The sequence below is a fragment of the Nonomuraea sp. NPDC049625 genome (assembly GCF_040675285.1).
GTDB lineage: Bacteria > Actinomycetota > Actinomycetes > Streptosporangiales > Streptosporangiaceae > Nonomuraea > Nonomuraea angiospora_A.
This window is the reverse complement of the sequence record NZ_JBFAOQ010000044.1, coordinates 1-20,030: the sequence shown is the minus strand read 5'-3', so window position 1 is coordinate 20,030 and position 20,030 is coordinate 1. Positions and strand designations below refer to the sequence as shown.

Below are 20,030 nucleotides of genomic sequence, written 5' to 3'. Positions count from 1 at the left end.
CCGAGTTTGGTGCCGGTGCCGTGGGCTTCGACCGCGTCGATGTCACCGGGGGCCAGGCCGGCGTTGGCCAGCGCCTGGCGGATCACCCGCTCCTGCGAGGGACCGTTGGGGGCCGACAGGCCGTTGCTGGCACCGTCCTGGTTGACCGCCGATCCGCGGATCACACCCAGAACCCGGTGGCCGTTGGCCTGCGCTTCCGAGAGCCGTTCCAGCAGCAGGATGCCCACACCTTCGGAGAAGACGGTGCCATCGGCCTCATCCGAGAACGCCTTGCATCGGCCGTCTCTCGCCAGACCACGCTGACGGCTGAATTGGATTAACAGCTCGGGGTTGGGGAGCACGGTCACGCCGCCTGCGAGTGCCAGAGTGCTTTCGCCTCTACGCAGGGACTCGCAGGCCAGATGGATGGCGACCAGGGAGGAGGAGCAGGCGGTGTCCACCGTCAGCGCCGGACCCTCGAGGCCGAAGTTGTAGGACACCCGTCCTGACATCACCGAACTGGATGTGCCCGTGACCAAGTAGCCTTCGACGTCGGCCGATGGTGAATCCGCACCGTATCCGGTGTGTGTTCCGCCGATGAAGACGCCGGTCGGGGTGCCGCGGAGGGTGTCGGGGTCGATCCCGGCCCGTTCCAGGACCTCCCACGACGTCTCCAGCAGCAGCCGCTGCTGCGGATCGATCGCGATCGCCTCACGCGGACTGATCCCGAAAAACGCCGCGTCGAACCCGGCCGCGTCCTTCAGGAACCCGCCCTCACGCAGATACGTGGTCCCCACATGGTCCGGATCCGGGTCATACAACGCCTCCAGATCCCAGCCCCGGTCCTCGGGGAAGGAGGAAATACCCGAACGGCCCTGCACGAGCATCTCCCACAGGTCCTCCGGCGAGTTCACCCCGCCCGGGTAGCGGCAGCTCATCGCCACGATCGCGATCGGCTCCCCAATCCCCGCGGACGCAGACGCGGCCCGGACGGGTGTGGCCGCGACGGCCGTGCTGTTGCCGGTGACGCGCTGAAGCAGATGCGCTGCCAGCGCGGTCGGGGTGGGGTGGTCGAAGACCAGGGTGGCGGGCAGTTTCATGCCGGCGGCCCGGCTGAGCCGGTTACGCAACTCGACGGAGGTCAGGGAGTCGAAGCCCAGATCCTTGAACGGGCGTCCTGCTTGGATCGCCTCACCGGAGGCATGCCCCAGGACCGCTGCGGCTTCGGCGCAGACCAGGGACACCAGCACGTGTTCCTGCTCGGCCGCGGGCAGGCCGGTCAGGCGGCGTTCCAGCGCTGACCCGCTGCCGGAGACAGGTTCGGTGCGGGCGGTGCGACGCGCGGGCGTGCGAGCCAGCCCACGCAGGATGGGCGGGACGCCGTCGTGGCGGTTGCTGAGGGTGTGGGTGTTGATGGGGAGGGGGAGGAGGTGGGGTTGGGGTGTGGTGAGGGCGGTGTCGAGGAGTTGGTTGCCTTGGGTGGTGGTGATGCGGTGGTAGCCGGCTTGTTCGATGCGGGTGATGTCGGTGGTGGTGAGGTGGGCGCTCATGCCGCTGGGTTGGTGCCAGAGTCCCCAGGCGAGGGCTTGGGCGGGTAGGCCGGTGGTGTGGCGGTGGATGGCGAGGGCGTCCAGGAAGGCGTTGGCGGCGGAGTAGTTGCCCTGTCCGGCGCTGTCGAGGGTGGCGGCTGAGGAGGAGTAGAGAACGAAGGCGGCCAGGTCGAGGTGGCGGGTGGCCTGGTGCAGGTGCCAGGCGGCGTCTGCTTTCGGCCTCAGTACTCGGTCGATCTTGTCGGGGGTGAGGGAGGTGACCACGCCGTCGTCGAGGACTCCGGCGGTGTGGAAGACCGCTGTCAGGGGGTGCTCGGCGGGTACCCGGTCCAGGAGTGCGTTGACTTGCTCGGGGTCGGACAGATCGCAGGCCGTGATGTCGACGGTTGCGCCGGCTGCTTCCAGGTCGGTGCGGAGCTGGTCGGCGTCGGGGGCTTGGTCTCCTCGGCGGGAGGCCAGCAGCAGATGCTTGGTCTGGTGCTCGGTGGCCAGGTGGCGGGCGAGGATGGCGCCCAGGCCGCCGGTGCCGCCGGTGATCAGTACGGTGCCGTCGGGGTCCAGGTTACGCGGCATGGTGAGGATGATCTTGCCGGTGTGGCGGGCCTGGGCCATGTGCCGGAAGGCTTGGCGGGCCTGCTGCACCGGCCAGCACCGCACCGGCAACGCCGCCAGCCCGCCACCAGTGAACAGGTCCAGCAGTTCGGCGAGCATGTGGCCGATACGATCGTTCCCGGCGTCCATGAGGTCGAAGCTGCGATACCGCACCTGCGGATGGGTGCCAGCCACCTGGGTGGGATCGCGCCGGTCGGTTTTGCCCAACTCGATGAACCGCCCGCCAGGGGTGAGGAGGTCGAGGGAGGCGTCGGTGAACGGGCCGGCCAGCGAGTTGAGCACCACATCCATCCCCGCCCCGCCCATCACCGTGGTGAAGGCGTCGGCGAAGTCCAGGTCGCGGGAGGAGGCGATGTGATCATCCGGCACGCCCAGCGCCCGCAGCAGGTGCTGCTTGGCGGGCGAGGCGGTGGCGAACACCTCCGCCCCCAAGTGTCGGGCGATCTGGATCGCGGCCATGCCCACCCCACCCGCGCCGGAGTGGATCAGCACCCGCTCCCCCCGGCTGAGCCCGGCCAGGTCGACCAGCCCGTACCAGGCGGTCGCGAACGCCACCGTCACCCCAGCCCCCTGAGCGAACGACCAGCCCGCCGGAAGCCCGGCCAGCAACCGCTGATCGACCACCACCCGGGGACCGAACGCGGCCTCACCCAGCCCCATCACCCGATCGCCGACCCGCACCCCTTCCACCCCGGGTCCGATCTCGGAGACGACGCCGGCGAACTCGCCGCCGATCGGCTCCCCCTGCTCGGGCACCATGCCCAACGCCACGACCACATCACGGAAGTTCAACCCGGCCGCACGGACCTCCACCCGCACCTCACCGGCGGCCAGCTCTCGGTCGGCCTCCGGCGCGGGGATCAACGCCAGTTCTTCCAGGGACCCCTTGGCCGGGCAGTCCAGCCGCCACCCACCCGCACCCCCGGGCACCACCAGATCACCGGCGCTGTCCGCGCGGGCCAGACGAGGCACCAGGACCTGGCCGGCCCGCACTGCCAGTTGCGGTTCGTCTTCCACGCCCAGCAGGGAGGCCAGCGCGGTGAGTGATTCGGCCTCGTTGTCGAGGTCGATCAGCAGGATCCGGCCGGGGTTCTCGGCCTGGGCCGAGCGCACCAACCCCGACACCGCCGCACCGATCAAAGCACCATCGACGCCATCCCCACCTGAGGCGTTCAGGCGGGCCGAGGGGCCGGTCGCCATACCGGCATCGGCGCTGCCGGTTGTCACCGCGCCGCTGGTGACCAGCACCAGCCGGGTCTCGGTCAGCCGCTCATCAGCCAGCCAACCACTCAGCACACCCACGACCCGATCGAGCGCCGGCCGGAGGAAAGCATCCGCATGCAGGCGCATCACCACGGCGGCGGGAAGAGACCGGCCGGACGCGATCGCATCACCCAACGCCGCCACATCCACGAACTCCCCGACACCCCCACCAGCAGCCTGGACAGCCGCGACCAGAGAGGGCCAGCCCTCGCCCACCACCGCCACGTCCCCAGAACTGACCGGCTCACCCGCCAGCGGCACCCACTGCACACGATGGAGCGCATCGTGCCCAGCCTGCGGACGCGACGACAGCCCGCCGGCCGGTAGCGGGCGTGAGATCAGGCTTGTGATGATGGCTACCGGCGCGCCGGTGGTGTCGGTGATGTGGATGCTGGTGGCGCCGTCGTCGGTGGGCTGGGCGTGGACGCGCACGCGTTGGGCGCCGGAAGCGAGCAGCTCCACCCCGTTCCAGGCGAACGGCAGCGCGACGCCCTCAACCTGCTCGACGAGACCGGTGGCGTGCAGGGCGGCGTCCAGCAGAGCCGGGTGGATACCATAACCGCCGGCCTCGGCGGCCTCCCGCTCGTCGAGCTCCACCTCGGCGAACACCTCGTTGTCGCGGATCCAGGCCCGCTTGAGCCCTTGGAACGCCGGACCGTATCCGTATCCGGTGCTGGCCAGTGTCTCGTAGTGGCCGGACACGTCCACCGCCTGCGCCCCCGCGGGCGGCCACTGTTCGCCAGCAGGACTCGGCGTGCTGCTTGTTGCGGTGAGGGTTCCAGTGGCGTGGCGTGTCCAGGGTCGCTGGCCGGTGCGGGCATGTACCGCCACCTCACGCCGCCCGTCCTCGTCGGCTACCGACACTGCCACCTGGAGCTGGACCGGCTCGTCGCCCTCGATCACCAGCGGCGCTTCAAGCGTCAGCTCCTCCAGCACCGGGCAGCCGACCTCGTCGCCCGCTCGCACGGCCAGCTCCACGAACCCGGTGCCGGGGAACAGCAGCGTCTCCCCCACCCCGTGATCAGCGAGCCAGGGGTGCGTGGCGGTGGAGATCCGGCCGGTCAGCACCAGCCCGCCGTGATCGGGCAGTTCCACCGCCGCACCCAGCAGCGGGTGCTCCACGCGGGCCTGGCCGAGCCCGCTCGCGTCCGACACACCGGTCGTGGCGGGCTCCAGCCAGTAGCGTTGGTGCTGGAACGCATATGTCGGCAGCTCGGCATCCACGCTGGTGCCGGGTAGGAGTTTTTGCCAGTCCACGGCGACACCGGCGGTGAACGCCTCGGCCGCTGAGCGGAGGAACCGGTCGGGGCCGCCCTCGCCACGACGCAATGATCCCACCGCAACGCCCGATGTGCCGGTGGCGTCCAGGATGTCCTGCACCGCCATTGTCAGCACCGGATGCGGGCTCACCTCGATGAACGCGGTGCGGCCATCGGCCAGCAACGCCCGCACCGCCCCCTGGAAGTCCACCGGCCGGCGCGCGTTGGCGAACCAGTACTCCGCCCCCAACTCCGAACCCGCCAGCACCCCACCGGTCACTGTCGAATACACCGGCACCCGGCCGGGCCCGGGCTCGATGGGGCCCAGCATCTCCAGCAGCTGCTCGCGCAACGGCTCGACCATCTGCGAATGCGAGGCCACCGTGGTGGCGATCACTCGCGCCCGCACTCCTTCACCACGCAGACGCTCGACAAGCTCTTCCAGTGCCTGGGTCGGTCCGGCCACCGCGCAGGAGGCAGGCCCGTTGTCCGCGCTCACCTCCAACCCCCCGCCCAGCGAGGCGACACGTTCGCGCACCACCTCAGCGGGCAGCCCCACGGCGGCGATCGCGCCGCGACCCCACAGCTCGGCGGCGAACAACCGGCTGCGCAACACGACCACCCGCACGGCGTCGGCCAGCGACAACACCCCGGCCACATACGCCGCGGCCACCTCGCCCTGCGAATGCCCGATCACCGCTGTCGGCCGGACCCCGACCGACTCCCACAACGCCGCCAGGGCCACCCCGACCGCGAACGCCATCGGCTGCAACACCTCGATGGACTCCAGCCCATCAGCATCGGCCAGGACCTGGGCCGGGTCCCAGTCCACCCACCGCCGGATCTCGGCGAAGCACTCCTCCAGCCGGGCGGCGAACACCGGCGACGCCTGCGCCAGCTCCACCCCCATCCCGGCCCACTGCGCCCCCTGACCGGGGAACACCAGCACCGCATCCCGACGCCCCGACGCCGTACCGGAGACGACCGTGGGATCAGACTCGCCGGCCGCCAAGGCACGCAGGCCGCCCAGCAACTCCTCCCGATCCGCACCCACCACCACCGCACGGTCCTCGAAGGCAGCGCGGGCACGCACCAGCGACAACCCGATACCCTCAACCGCCACCTCCGGCCGAGCATCGACATACTCGGCCAACCGCGACGCCTGGGCCCGCAATGCTTCCTCACCGCGCCCCGACAGCACCCACGGCACCACACCCGACACCACAGGAGCGTCCCCGGAGGTGTCCAGCTGCGGCTCGGGAGCCTGCTCCACGACCACGTGCGCGTTCGTCCCGCTCACCCCGAACGACGACACACCCGCCCGCCGCGGCCGGCCGTCCGGCTCCGGCCACTCCCGCGCCTGCTCCAGCAGCCGGACCTGGCCCTGCTCCCAATCGACATGGGTCGTAGGAGCAGACACATGCAGCGTCTGCGGCAACAACCCGTGCCGCATCGCCAGCACCATCTTGATCACACCGGCCACCCCCGCAGCAGCCTGCGTGTGCCCGATGTTCGACTTCACCGACCCAAGCCACAACGGCTCGGCCGCACCCCGATCCCGCCCATACGTCGCCAGCAACGCCTGCGCCTCGATGGGGTCACCGAGCGCGGTCCCCGTGCCATGCGCCTCGACCGCGTCCACTTCCGCACCCGACAACCGCGCATTGGCCAGCGCCTGACGGATCACCCGCTCCTGCGAAGGACCGTTCGGAGCCGTCAAACCATTACTGGCCCCGTCCTGATTGACCGCCGACCCACGGATCACCCCCAACACCCGATGACCAGCGGCCACCGCGTCCGACAACCGCTCCAGCACCAGCACACCGACGCCCTCGGAGAAGCCGGTGCCGTCGGCGTCGGAGCTGAAGGCCTTGCAGCGGCCGTCGGCGGCGATGACGCGCTGGCGGCTGAAGGCGGTGTACGTCCCCGGCGCGGACATCACGGTCACCCCGCCCGCGAGCACCAGCGGGCTCTCCCCGGTGCGCAGCGACTGGCAGGCCAGGTGGATGGCGACGAGCGACGCCGAGCAGGCGGTGTCCACGGTGACGGCGGGCCCTTCCAGGCCCAGCGTGTACGCGACCCGGCCGGCGACGACACTCGGCGCGGCGCCGGTGACGAGGTAGCCCTCGACGTCAGGGGGCGCCTGGTGCAGCCGGGGGCCGTAGTCCTGCGGTTCGGCGCCGATGAAGACGCCGGTCTGGCTCTGGTGCAGGGTCTGGGGGTTGATGCCGGCCCGTTCGACGGCCTCCCAGCAGGTCTCCAGGATCAGCCGCTGCTGCGGGTCCATCGCCACGGCCTCACGCGGGCTGATCCCGAAGAACGCCGCATCGAACTCCGCGGCGTCGTGCAGGAAGTGGCCCACCCGGGCATAGGTGGTGTTGCCGGCGTCGGGGTCGTCGTCGAAGAGCCGGTCGAGGTCCCACCCCCGGTCGGTCGGGAACCCGGTCACCGTCTCCCGGCCCTCGGTGATCAGCTCCCACAGCTCCTCGGGCGTGGCCACGCCGCCGGGATAGCGGCAGGCCATGCCGACGATCGCGATGGGCTCGTCTGAGCCGACGGCGGCCGTGATCTCGGCGGTTCGCCGTTCCCCGAGCCCGAGCGCCTCGGTGAGCAGGTAGTCGGCGAGAGCGGCCGGCGTCGGGTAGTCGAAGGCGATGCCGATCGGGAGCTCGGCGCCGAGCTCGGCGGCGAGCCGGTCGTGCAGTTCGACCGCCGCGAGGGAGTCGAGCCCCATGTCCTTGAAGGTCTGCTCGGCGGAGACCGTCTCCAGCAGCCCGGGCAGTACGGCGCTCATCACGTCGAGCGTCGTCCGGCTCACCAGTTCGATCAGGGACGCCCGGCGTTCCGCCATGGAGAGGTCAGCCAGCCGAAGGGTGAAGGCTGTCGCTCGTCCGGCCCTCGTCGTCGGAGTGCCGCTGGCTTCGAATTCGCTGTTTCCGGACTGGCTCATCTGTTTGACTCTCCATATGAACCGCAGTGATCCTGTCCGCGGCGGTTGAGCCGGGACAGCCGACGATGGATACCTGCAGGGCAGGCAGGTGGTTCTACTCGTACATGCGGACGAAAAGCACGTGGGACGAGGAGACGACCTTGTCGCCGCGCATGACGACCTCGCTGGGCGCCGGGCGGCCCAGGAACATGAGCAGGCTGGCCGTCATGCCGTAGGCCCCCGCGTTCGGGATGGTCACCACGTCCCCGGGACGGAGATCGGGTACGGCGACGTTGCGGCCGAGGATGTCGCCCGGGGTGCAGAGCGGGCCGACGAGGCTGGCCGGCGCCACGGGCTCGGCGGACTCGAACTGGACGGAGACCGGCAGCAGCCGCCCGAGCCCGGACATGCCGCCCAGCGTGTTGATCCCGGCGTCCAGGATGATGAACCTGCCGCCGCGGCTCTCCTTGACGTTGGTGACGGTGCACACGAGCCGGCCGCAGTCGCCGACGAGGTACCGCCCGGATTCGCAGGCGACCTGGGGGCTGCCGTCGCGCCAGCCCGCGAAGTGCGAGTCGAGGACCTCCTCCAGCGCCGCGCGGAGTCCGCCGTAGACGGGGCGTTCGCCGGGGGAGAGGTAGGGGGAGGCGAAGCCGCCGCCGATGTCGAGCAGCTCCGGCTCCAGGCCCGTCGAGTCACGCACCTCGGCCGCCGCGGTGATCGTGTGCTTGAACTCGGCGATCAGGGATTCCTCGTCCTTCGCGTTGCTCAGCGAGAACAGGTGCATCCCCGACAGACGGGTGCCGGGCACCGATCGAAGCTCCGGCATGAGCTCGGGGAGCGTCTCGCTGTCGAAGCCGAACTGGGAGGGAGCCCCCGTCATGCGGATGCTGGTGGTGGCGCCTGAGGCGGTGCTGTTCACCCGCAGGAGGCAGTCGGCGACCGTGTCCTGTTCCCAGGCGGCCTGCCCGATCCGGCGCAGGTCGTTGACCGACTCGACGGAGAAACGGCGGACGCCGGCCTCCAGAGCGGCCTCCACCTCCTCGGTCGTCTTGCCGGGCCCGGTGTAGAGGATGTCGAGCGGGTCGAAGCCCGCCAGCAGAGCCGCGGCGAGCTCGCCCGTGGAGCTGATCTCGGCCTTGCACGCGGAACCGCCGCTCTCGCGCAGCGCCTCGGCGATCTCCGGATGGGGGTTGGCCTTGAACGAGAAATAGACGACCGTTCCCTCGGGCAGGGAAGCGCGGAGGTCGTCATAAGCGGCGACGGCACGTTCGAGGTCGTAGACGTAAAGCGGCGATCCGTAGCGAGCAGCGAGCTCGGCGTCGCTCTTCACGATATCGGTGGCGTCGTTCAAGATTTGTCTCCTTGGGCAAGGGCATGAAGAGGCGGCCCAAGTCAGGCCAGGCCGGCGAGGAATTCGAGCATGACCCGCCGGAAGAGCTCCGGCTCCTCCAGATGTGGCGAATGGCTGGAATCCTCGAAGACCTTTCCGCGGGCCCCGGGAATGAGCTCGAGGAAAGGCCGGACCGACTCCTGGGTCACCTCGTCGTGCCGGCCCGAGATCACCAACGTGGGCACGTCGATGCCGGGCAGGAGGTCCAGGACGTCCCAGTCCTTCAGGCTGCCGATCACGTGGAATTCGCACGGCCCGTTCATGGCCTGATAGACGGTCGGATTGCTGAGCGTGTCCATGAACGTGGCCTTGAATTCGCGTGGCCACGGCCGCGTACGGATTACGTGCCGGTTGTAGAAGACCATCATCGCGTCGAAGTATTCGCGGGTGTCCGTCGTCCCGGCCGCCTCGTGGGCGAGCAGCGTCTCGTTCACCCCGCTCGGCAGCAGGTCGCGCAGGATCTTCAGCTCTTTACGCCATTCCGGGTACGAGGCCGGCGAGTTCGCGATGACCAGGCCGCGCAGCCCGGACGGCCGCTCGGAGGCGTGTTTGGCGGCCAGCAGACCGCCCCAGGAATGGCCGAAGAGAACGTAGTCGCCGGCGATTCCCAGGCGGTTCAGCAGATTGCCCAGCTCGTCGTCGAACAAGTCCGGTGTCCAGAATCCCGGATCCGCGTCGTCCAGGTGCGTGGAACCGCCGTTCCCGAGCTGGTCGTAATGGACGACCGGCCAGCCGGCGTCGGCGAGCTCCGCCATGGGGAGCAAATAGTCATGGGTGCCGCCGGGCCCTCCGTGCAGGGCCACCACCGCCGGCTTCCCCTTTCCCGGGGTGCCTGTCACCCGGTACCAGGTCACGTGGTCGCCGAACGGCAGGGTTCCCCTGGCGCTGGGGGCTCGGGCCAAGTCAACCACCTCATCACGTTCGGCGCGGAGACGGCGCCCCACGCCCTGGGCCATTCATCGAAATGCCGCACAATGCGCAGGTGAGCGGCCCTGCCGACGCTAGGTGAAGGCCGATCGAGGGCGGACCCCTATCCGACCCGTGCGTATCCCCTATAGGGCGGGATTCCGTTCCCCGGACCCGCCGCGAAGCCCCGGCATCCGTATACCGTTCCGTTGCGAACATTCACCCCGAATGGCGACCGCCGGCCGCGGCGTCGCTTTTTCCGAGCCCGAGTGAACGCAAAATCAGAGCCGAGGTCAACCTGATGAAGCACCTGCTGTTGCGCCTTTCCGAACTCGACGCCCACGCGGGTGACGAGCTCAGGGTGATCAGCTTCTTCGACGTGCTCCTGCAGAACGGGACCGATCTGGAGCGGCTGCTGCTGGAGGCTTCGCGGCTCGCGGAATGCCCCGTAGGGGTGAGCGTTCCCGGTCTGGGGGTGTATCGGCGGGTGAGCGCCGGCGGCGGCGCACTCGACGGGCCCGCCGACCCGGGTTCCAGGAGGCACGAGCTCGTGAACGGCGGCGAGGTGTGGATCGAGCGGCGCGGCGACGCGTACCCGATCGACGCCATGCTCGTCGAACGGTTCGCCATCGCCTGCGCCGCCGTCCTGGGCAGGAGGGAGCCCGCCCCGGCGTTCGGCGATCCGGCGCTCGTCGAACTCGTCCTCGGCTCGGCCGTCGACGAGGCCGGACGATCCCGGGCGCTGAAGCTCCTCGGGCTGAGGCCGGATCGTTCCGTGCAGGTGTTCGCCGTCGCCGGAGACGCCTCCGGGCTCGGGGGCAGGGTGGCCCGCCTCGGGCAGGTGTACGGGGTCATCGTCTCCGGCCCGCCCTGGCCCGACGCTCTCGCGAGCACGAGCTCGGCGGTCGGGGTGAGCCCGCGCGTTCCGTCCGCGAGCGCCGCGCGGGCCTGGCACATGGCGCGTACGGCACTGCGCTTCGCCGGCCCGGGGGAGCTGTGGGGCAGGGTCGTGCACTGGGACCGGCTGGGCGGCTTCGCCCTGCTCGCCGAGCACCTGCCGGACGAGGCCATCGGCGGATCCCCGGACGTCGCCGCACTGGACCGCCTGGCGGAAGCGCCCAACGGGGACTCCGTCCTGGCGACGCTGGACGTCTTCGCGGCCAGCGACTCCATCCGCCAGACCGCCTCCCGGCTCTACATCCACCGCAGCTCCGTCGCCGCCCGGCTGGCCCGCGCCGAGAGCGAGCTCGGCTTCCCCGTGCAGCCGGCCGAGGGCCGCGCCCGCCTGACCCTCGCACTCACCCTGCGACGGCTCGGCGAACACCCCAGTACGGCCGAAGTCCCCAGGGGGGCCTGAGGGGTGATCTAGGGGTCGGTGCCTCTCACGTGGCTGATTACTGTCTCGTGAGAGTCGATGGGGTCTGGCGGACCTGCTCACGACACCCACCTGTGAGCGGAAGGGCGCATTGCGCGCCGCCGCCCGGCCGACCTTGTACCTGCCGGAAGGATGCGGAATGCGCGTCGTTGTCACCCAACTCGCGGCCAGCGCTCATCTCAACCTCGTGGTGCCGCTCGGCTGGGCGCTCAAGTCCGCGGGCCACGACGTCGTGATCGCGGCACAACCCGACATCATGCCCCTGGTGCAGCAGACGGGACTGATGGGCGTCGCCGTCGGCGACGAGGCGCGCTACGCCGAGCGCGTCGCGGCGATGGCGCCCGAGGAGACCATCTACGGGTCCGGGTACTCCATCACGGAGATCCGGCCCGAGGTCCTCACCTACGAGTATGTGCGCGACTGCCTCGCGGCCTTCGCCTCCCCGATGGCGCTGGACGTGAACACCGACGAGTCCGTCTTCGACGGCATGGTCGCCTTCTGCCGCTCGTGGCGCCCTGACCTGGTCATCTGGGACAGCATGACGTACACGGGACCGGTGGCGGCGGCCGCCTGCGGCGCCGCGCACGCCCGGACGACCATCGGCCGCGACCACTGGGGCCGCTTACGCGAGCTGTTCCTGCGCCTGCGGGCCGAGCGCCCGGAGGCCGCCGGCGAGGACCCGGTACGCGACTGGCTGACGGCCAAGCTGGAGAAGTACGGCTGCGAGTACGACGACGACCTCGTCCTCGGCCAGACGACCATCGACTCGATCCCCTCCTGGCTGCGCCTGCCGGCGGAGTACGACTACCTGCCCGTGCGCTACGTGGCGTACAACGGCCCCGGGACCATCCCCGACTGGCTGCGGACGGAACCGGAGCGGCCGCGGGTCTGCGTCACCCTGGGCAACTCCTACCAGGAGGTGTGGGCCGGCCGCGCGAAGCTGGGGTACCCCGACCTGTTCGAGGCCGTCGCCGACCTGGACATCGAGGTCGTCGCCCTGCTGGGCCCCGCTTCCGTCCCCGCCGGGGCCACCGTCCCCGACAACGTCCGGATCCCCGGGTTCGTGCCGCTGGACCCGCTGCTCAAGAGCTGCTCGGCGATCGTCCACCACGCGGGGACCGGCAGCACCCTGACGGCGCTGCTCAACGGCGTCCCGCAGCTCATCATCCCGCACGCGCTGCACGACGAGGACCAGGTCGCGGAGGCCATCGAAGCGCACGGCGTGGGCGTGCACCTTCCGCCGGACCGGTTCTCGGCCGACACCCTCCGCACCGAACTGCAGCGGATCCTGAACGACTCCACCTTCACCGAGCGCGCACAGAAGACCAGCCAGGAGATACGGGAGACCCCGACCCCGCACGACCTGGTCAAGGACCTGGAAGAGCACGTGCTCCGCCACCGGAGGACAGCCGGCTAGACCGCGCCGGCCCACGTCCGTCCCGTTCCGCCTCACTACCTCAAGGCTGGTTGAGAATCCCATGGCCACTGACGACAAGTTCCGGGACTACCTCAAGCGTGCTACCGCCGACCTTCAGCGCGCCCGCCGGCGGCTGCGCGAGGTCGAGGCGAAGGATCGTGAGCCGATCGCGATCGTGGCGATGAGCTGCCGCTACCCCGGCGGGGTGAACTCGCCGGAGGACCTGTGGAACATGCTGGTGGAGGCCCGCTCGGGGATCTCCTCCTTCCCCGACGACCGGGGCTGGGACCTCGAGACGCTCTACGACGAGGACCACACGGCCGGCGGTACGACGTACGCGCGGGACGGCGGTTTCCTCGAAGGGGCGGGCGACTTCGACGCCGGCTTCTTCGGGATCAGCCCGCGCGAGGCCCTGGTGATGGACCCGCAGCAGCGGCACGTGCTGGAGGTCGCCTGGGAGGCGCTGGAACGGGCCGCGATCGACCCCGGCACGCTGCGCGGCACCCCCACCGGCGTCTTCGTCGGCGGGACGCAGACCGGCTACGTCTCGGGGCTCGGGCCGTTCCCCGAGGGCGTCGAGGGGTACGTGCAGACCGGCAACACCAGCTCCGTCATCTCCGGCCGGGTGGCCTACAGCATGGGCCTGGAGGGCCCCGCGGTCACGGTGGACACCGCCTGCTCCTCCTCGCTCGTCGCCATCCACCTGGCCTGCCAGTCGCTGCGCAGCGGCGAGAGCACGCTCGCGCTCGCGGGCGGCGTGACCGTCATGCCGACCCCCGAGCTGATGGTGGACTTCAGCCGGCAGCAGGGGCTGGCCCGCGACGGCAGGTGCAAGGCCTTCTCCGACGACGCCGACGGCACCGTGTTCGCCGAGGGTGTCGGCATGCTGCTGCTGGAGCGCCTGTCCGACGCGCGGGCCAACGGCCACCAGGTCCTGGCGGTCATCCGGGGCACGGCGGTCAACCAGGACGGAGCCAGCAACGGTCTGACCGCGCCCAACGGTCCTTCGCAGGAGCGGGTGATCCGCCAGGCGCTGACCAACGCCGGGGTGACGGCCGCCGACGTGGACGTGGTCGAGGCGCATGGGACGGGGACCACGCTCGGCGACCCCATCGAGGCCCAGGCGCTGCTGGCCACGTACGGGCGGGACCGTGACGCGGCGGCGCCGCTGTGGCTCGGGTCGGTGAAGTCGAACATCGGGCACACGCAGGCCGCCGCGGGCGTGGCCGGTGTGATCAAGATGGTCATGGCCGCCCGCGAGGGCCTCCTGCCGCAGACCCTGTACGTGTCCGCCCCGTCCAGCCACGTCGACTGGGAGCAGGGCCAGGTCCGGCTGCTGGAGCAGGCGCGGGAGTGGCCGGAGCCGGACGGCCGGCCGCGGCGGGCGGGTGTGTCGTCGTTCGGCGTGAGCGGGACGAACGCGCACGTGATCGTGGAGCAGGCTCCCGAGCCGCAGCTGGACACCTCCGGGGACGCTCCTGTGGTGTCGGGTGTGGTGCCGTGGGTGCTGTCGGGGCGCGGTGAGGAGGCGCTGCGGGCTCAGGCGTCGCGGTTGGCCGAGTATGTCGATGCCCGGCCGGAGGTGGCGGTTGAGGGTGTCGGGTTGTCGCTGGTGCGTGCCCGCGCTGCCTTCGAGGACCGTGCGGTGGTGGTGGGTGCGGATCGGGAGGAGTTGCTGGGCGGCCTGCGTGCCTTGGCGGCCGGTGAGTCTGTCCCCGGGGTGGTCTCCGGTATGGCGTCGGGTCGTCGGGAAGCGGTGCTGGTGTTCCCGGGTCAGGGGGCGCAGTGGGCCGGGATGGGGGTGGAGCTGGCGCAGGCGTCGCCGGTGTTCGCCGCCCGGCTGGCCGAGTGCGGGCAGGCGCTGAGCGAGTTCGTCGACTGGGACCTGCTCGACGTACTGCGCGGTGCGAACGGAGCTCCGACCCTGGACCGGGTGGACGTCGTCCAGCCCGCCACCTGGGCGGTCATGGTTTCCCTGGCGGCATTGTGGGAGTCGGTGGGGGTCCGCCCGGCCGCGGTGATCGGGCATTCGCAGGGTGAGGTGGCCGCGGCGTGCGTGGCCGGGGCGCTGTCGCTGCGGGACGCGGCCCGCGTGGTCGCCCAGCGCGGCAAGGTCATCCGCAGGGAGCTCGCCGGGACCGGCGGCATGCTGGCCGTGCTGCTGCCGTACGAGGAGCTGGTGCGGCGGCTCGAACCGTGGAGCGACCGGCTCTCGGTAGCCGCCGTGAACGGCCCGACCTCCGTCGTCGTGTCCGGCGGCGCCGCCGACCTGGACGAGTTCTTCGCGGCGATCACCGGTGAGGGCGTGCAGGCTCGAAAGATCAAGGTGGACTACGCCTCCCACTCCGCCCAGGTGGAGGGGCTCCGGGAGACCGTCCTCGCCGAACTGGCCGGGCTCGAACCTCGCTCAGCCGACGTGCCGTTCTACTCCACGGTCGTGGCGGAGTCGCTGGACACCGAGCGGCTGGGGGCCGACTACTGGTACACCAACCTGCGCCAGCGCGTGCGTTTCGAGGACGCCGTACGAGTCGCGATTCGCGACGGTCACGACTTCTTCCTCGAGGTGAGCCCGCATCCGGTGCTGACGATGGCGGTGCAGGACATCCTGGACGTCACCGCCCCGTCGGGAGTTGCGGTGGCATCGCTGCGGCGCGGCGAGGGCGGCGCGGGGCGGTTCGTACGTTCGGCGGGCGAGGCGTTCGCCGCCGGGGTGGGGGTGGACTGGCTACGACTCCTGCCCGGCACCAGCGTGGGTGCCGAGTTGCCCACATATGCGTTCCAGCACCGGCGTTACTGGCTGGAGCCTTCCGTCGCGGGGGCTGCGGACGCCGGTGGGCTGGGCCTGACGCGGGTGGACCATCCGCTGCTGGGTGCGGCGGTGGAGCTGCCCGATCAGGGCGGGCTGGTGCTGACCGGCCGGATCTCGACCACTACGCATCCGTGGCTGGCCGATCACGGGGTGGGGGAGACGGTGGTCTTCCCCGGCACCGGGTTCGTGGAGCTGGTGGTGCGGGCGGGCGACGAGGTCGGCTGCCCGGTGGTGGAGGAGCTGACGCTTGAGGCGCCGCTGGTGATCGGGGGTGACGAGCCGGTCCAGCTTCAGGTGGCGGTGTCCGCTGCTGGTGAGGACGGTCGGCGTGAGGTGGCGGTGCACGCCCGTACCGGCCGGCGGCCCTGGACGCGTCACGCCGCGGGCACCCTGGCCGTGACGAGCAGTGCGTCCGGTTCTGCTGATGAGCAGTGGCCGCCCGCGGGGGCGCAGGTGGTGGACGTGTCCGGTCACTACGAGGCGTTGGCTCGTGCCGGGTATGGCTATGGTCCGGCGTTCCAAGGGCTCAAGCGGGCCTGGGTGCGTGGCGCAGAGGTGTTCGCCGAGGTGGAGCTCGACGAGCGGGAGGCCGCCGAGGCCGGCGGATATGGCATCCACCCGGCTCTGCTGGACGCCGCCCTGCACGCCACCGGTCTTATCGAGCAGGTTGAGGGGGTCGCGCTGCCGTTCGCCTGGAACGGGGTGGAGCTCCTGGCTTCCGGCGCTCAGCAGGTGCGCGTTCACGTCCTTCCGGCTGAGGGCGGGGCTTCCAGCATCCGGATCGCCGACGGCACCGGCGCGCCGGTCGCGGTCGTCGCGAGCTTGATCTCGCGTCCGCTGCCCGCGGATGGGCTGTCGTCGCGTCCGCAGGCGGGGCACGATGCGCTGCATCGTGTGCAGTGGGTGCCGCTGCCGGGTGAGCCGGTCGGTTCTGGGGCCGGGGACGTGGCGGTGGTGGGCGAGGGCTGGCCCTCTCTGGTCGCGGCTGTCCAGGCTGCTGGTGGGGGTGTCGGGGAGTTCGTGGATGTGGCGGCGTTGGGTGATGCGGTCGCGTCCGGCCGGTCTCTTCCCACCGCTGTGGTGATGCGCCTTGCGGTGGAGGCTTTCGGCCAGGACAGGCTGCGGCCGGAGCTGGATCGGGTCGTGGGTGTGCTGAGTGGTTGGCTGGCCGATGAGCGGCTGGCCGAGACCCGGCTGGTGCTGGTCACCAGCGGCGCGGTGACGACCGGCAGCGAGACCGATGGTGCTTTGATCGGTGCGGCGGTGTCGGGGTTGGTGCGCTCGGCGCAGGCCGAGAATCCCGGCCGGATCCTGCTGATCGACCTCGACGATGCGGCCGAGTCGCTCACCGCGCTGGCCTGCCTGCTGGGTGTGGAAGACGAGCCGCAGCTGGCGGTGCGGGCCGGCCAGGTGCTGGTGCCTCGTCTGGCCCGCGCGGACAGCGCGGGTGATCTGGTGGTGCCCGAGGGTGCGGGTGGGTGGCGGCTGGACTGCCCGGCCAAGGGGTCCCTGGAGGAGCTGGCGTTGGTTGCCGCGCCGGAGGCCGACCGTGAGTTGGTCGCCGGTGAGGTGCGGGTGGAGGTTCGTGCGGCCGGGTTGAACTTCCGTGATGTGGTCGTGGCGTTGGGCATGGTGCCCGAGCAGGGGGAGCCGATCGGCGGCGAGTTCGCCGGCGTCGTTTCGGAGATCGGACCCGGGGTGGAAGGGGTGCGGGTCGGCGATCGGGTGATGGGGCTGGGTGAGGCCGCGTTCGGTCCTCGGGTGGTGGTCGATCAGCGGTTGCTGGCCGGGCTTCCGGCGGGCTGGTCGTTCGCTCAGGGGGCTGGGGTGACGGTGGCGTTCGCGACCGCCTGGTACGGGCTGGTCGACCTGGCCGGGCTCAGCCGGGGGGAGCGGGTGCTGATCCACTCCGGCGCGGGTGGGGTCGGCATGGCCGCGATCCAGATCGCCCGACACTTGGGGGCGGAGGTGTTCGCCACCGCTTCGCCCGCCAAGCAGCACGTGCTGCGGGCGTTGGGCGTGCCGGATGATCACATCGCTTCCTCCCGCGACCTGGACTTCGCCGATGCCTTCGCCACGGTGATGGGCGGGGCGGGGATGGATGTGGTGCTCAACTCGCTGGCGGGGCCGTTCACCGACGCGTCGCTGGACCTGCTTGCCGAGGGTGGCCGGTTCATCGAGATGGGCAAGACCGACCGGCGTGAGCCGGCCGATGTCGCGGGCACCCACTCTCACGTCCGTTACCGCAGCTTCGACCTGATGGATGCCGGGCATGAGCGGGTCGGGCAGATGCTGGGCGAGCTGCTGGACCTGTTCGCCTCCCAGGAGTTGGCTGCGTTGCCGGTGCGGTGCTGGCCGGTGCAGCAGGCCCGCCAGGCCTTCCGGCACATGGCCCAGGCCCGCCACACCGGCAAGATCATCCTCACCATGCCGCGCAGCCTGGACCCCGACGGCACCGTGCTGATCACGGGTGGCACGGGCGGTCTGGGCGCGATCTTGGCCCGCCACCTGGCCGGCGAGCACCGGGTGGGGCGTCTGCTGTTGGCCTCCCGCCGAGGAGACCAGGCCCCTGACGCCGACCAGCTCCGGGCCGACCTGGAGACGGCGGGTGCGACGGTCGAGATCGCGGCGTGCGATCTGTCCGATCCCGAGCAGGTGGCCGCGCTCCTTGGCCGGGTCCCGGCCGAGCACCCGCTGACGGCGGTCTTCCACACGGCCGGGGTGCTGGATGACGGTGTGGTCACCTCCCTCACCCCCGACAAGATCGACCGGGTACTGAGGCCGAAAGCGGACGCTGCATGGCACCTGCACCAGGCCACCCAGCAACTGGACCTGGCCGCGTTCGTTCTCTACTCCTCCTCAGCCGCCACGCTGGACAGTGCCGGACAGGGCAACTACTCGGCGGCCAACGCCTTCCTGGATGCGTTGGCGATCCACCGCCACGCCAGCGGCCTGCCCGCTCAATCCCTCGCCTGGGGATTGTGGGCGCCTGAAACGGGTGGCATGACGAACCAGTTGGCGGAACTCGATCTGGAGCGGCTGTCCCGTTCGGGATTCACCGCCATGGGCGCTAACGAGGGCATGCAACTCCTGGACGTCGCTCTGACAATGCCGGAGCCCTTCCTCGTACCTCTGCCCATCAACACTCGCACCCTCAGCAACCGCCACGACGGTGTCCCGGCGATTCTGCGTGGGTTGGCTCGCACGCCCGCGCGTCGCACCGCCCGCACCGAACCTGTCTCCGGCAGCGGGTCGGCGCTGGAACGCCGCCTGACCGGCCTGCCGGCGGCTGAGCAGGAACACGTGCTGGTGTCGCTGGTCTGCGCCGAAGCCGCTGCGGTCCTGGGGCATGCCTCCGGTGAGGCGATCCAAGCGGGACGCCCGTTCAAGGATCTGGGCTTCGACTCCCTGACCTCCGTCGAGTTGCGTAACCGGCTCAGCCGGGCCGCCGGCATGAAACTGCCCGCCACCCTGGTGTTCGATCACCCCACCCCGACCGCGCTGGCAGCGCATCTGCTTCAGCGCGTCACCGGCAACAGCACGGCCGTCGCGGCCGAGCCGGTGCGGGCCGCGTCTGCGTCCGCGGGGATTGGGGAGCCGATCGCGATCGTGGCGATGGGCTGCCGCTACCCGGGCGGGGTGAACTCGCCGGAGGACCTGTGGGACATGCTCGTGCAGGGCCGTTCGGGTATCTCCTCCTTCCCCGAGGACCGGGGCTGGGATCTGGAGGCGTTGTATGACCCGGACCCGGACCATGTGGGGACCACGTATCTGCGTGAGGGCGGGTTCCTGAAGGACGCGGCCGGGTTCGACGCGGCGTTTTTCGGGATCAGCCCGCGTGAGGCGATCGCGATCGATCCGCAGCAGCGGCTGCTGCTGGAGACGTCGTGGGAGGTTCTGGAACGGGCCGGGATCGACCCGGACGCGCTCCGCGGCACCCCGACCGGCGTCTTCATCGGCGGAACTCAGACGGGTTATGGCTCAGGGCCTGGACCGTACCCCGAGGAGATCGAGGGATACCTGCAGACCGGAAACGCCGGCTCCGTCATGTCGGGGCGGGTGGCCTACAACCTCGGTCTCGAAGGCCCGGCGCTGACGGTGGATACTGCCTGCTCCTCCTCTCTGGTCGCCATCCATCTGGCCTGCGAGTCCCTGCGCCGAGGCGAAAGCACTCTGGCGCTCGCAGGTGGCGTGACGGTCATGGCGACACCTGAGCTCCTGGTGGACTTCAGCCGTCAGCGTGGTCTGGCGCGGGATGGCCGATGCAAGGCGTTCTCGGATGAGGCCGATGGCACCGTCTTCTCCGAAGGTGTGGGCATCCTGCTGCTGGAGCGGTTGTCGGAGGCGCAGGCAAACGGCCACCGGGTCCTGGGGGTGATCCGCGGATCGGCGGTCAACCAGGACGGTGCCAGCAACGGCCTGTCGGCCCCCAACGGTCCTTCTCAGGAGCGGGTGATCCGCCAGGCGCTGGCCAACGCCGGCCTGGCCCCCGGTGACATCGACGCGGTCGAAGCCCACGGCACCGGCACCAAACTCGG

Annotated in this window: 6 protein-coding genes; 3 read left to right on the top strand and 3 right to left on the bottom strand. The window is 70.8% G+C overall.

Going from position 1 to position 20,030, the window contains the following annotated elements; translation table 11 throughout:
- The 3 genes from AB0J87_RS63920 to AB0J87_RS63910 form a co-directional block, all read right to left on the bottom strand.
- The coding region (locus AB0J87_RS63920) for an SDR family NAD(P)-dependent oxidoreductase (protein WP_363985770.1) at positions 1–7,514 on the bottom strand (7,514 nt) is incomplete at its 3' end.
- Between the two features lie 193 nt (positions 7,515–7,707).
- Positions 7,708–8,946 (bottom strand): type III PLP-dependent enzyme, encoded by a 1,239-nt coding sequence (locus AB0J87_RS63915; RefSeq protein WP_363985768.1) that lies wholly within the window; start codon positions 8,944–8,946, stop codon positions 7,708–7,710.
- A 41-nt stretch (positions 8,947–8,987) separates the two neighbouring features.
- Positions 8,988–9,896 carry a proline iminopeptidase-family hydrolase gene (locus AB0J87_RS63910; protein ID WP_363985766.1) on the bottom strand — a complete coding sequence of 303 codons (909 nt, stop codon included), beginning with the start codon at positions 9,894–9,896 and terminating at the stop codon, positions 8,988–8,990.
- A 296-nt stretch (positions 9,897–10,192) separates the two neighbouring features.
- Here AB0J87_RS63910 and AB0J87_RS63905 point away from each other — a divergent pair, with 296 nt between their 5' ends.
- The 3 genes from AB0J87_RS63905 to AB0J87_RS63895 all read left to right on the top strand — a co-directional run.
- Complete coding sequence (locus AB0J87_RS63905; protein WP_363985764.1) at positions 10,193–11,248, top strand: helix-turn-helix domain-containing protein; 1,056 nt, start codon at positions 10,193–10,195, stop codon at positions 11,246–11,248.
- A 157-nt stretch (positions 11,249–11,405) separates the two neighbouring features.
- Positions 11,406–12,683 carry an activator-dependent family glycosyltransferase gene (locus AB0J87_RS63900; protein ID WP_363985762.1) on the top strand — a complete coding sequence of 426 codons (1,278 nt, stop codon included), beginning with the start codon at positions 11,406–11,408 and terminating at the stop codon, positions 12,681–12,683.
- Positions 12,684–12,744: 61 nt separating this feature from the next.
- The coding region (locus AB0J87_RS63895; RefSeq protein WP_363985760.1) for an SDR family NAD(P)-dependent oxidoreductase at positions 12,745–20,030 on the top strand (7,286 nt) is incomplete at its 3' end.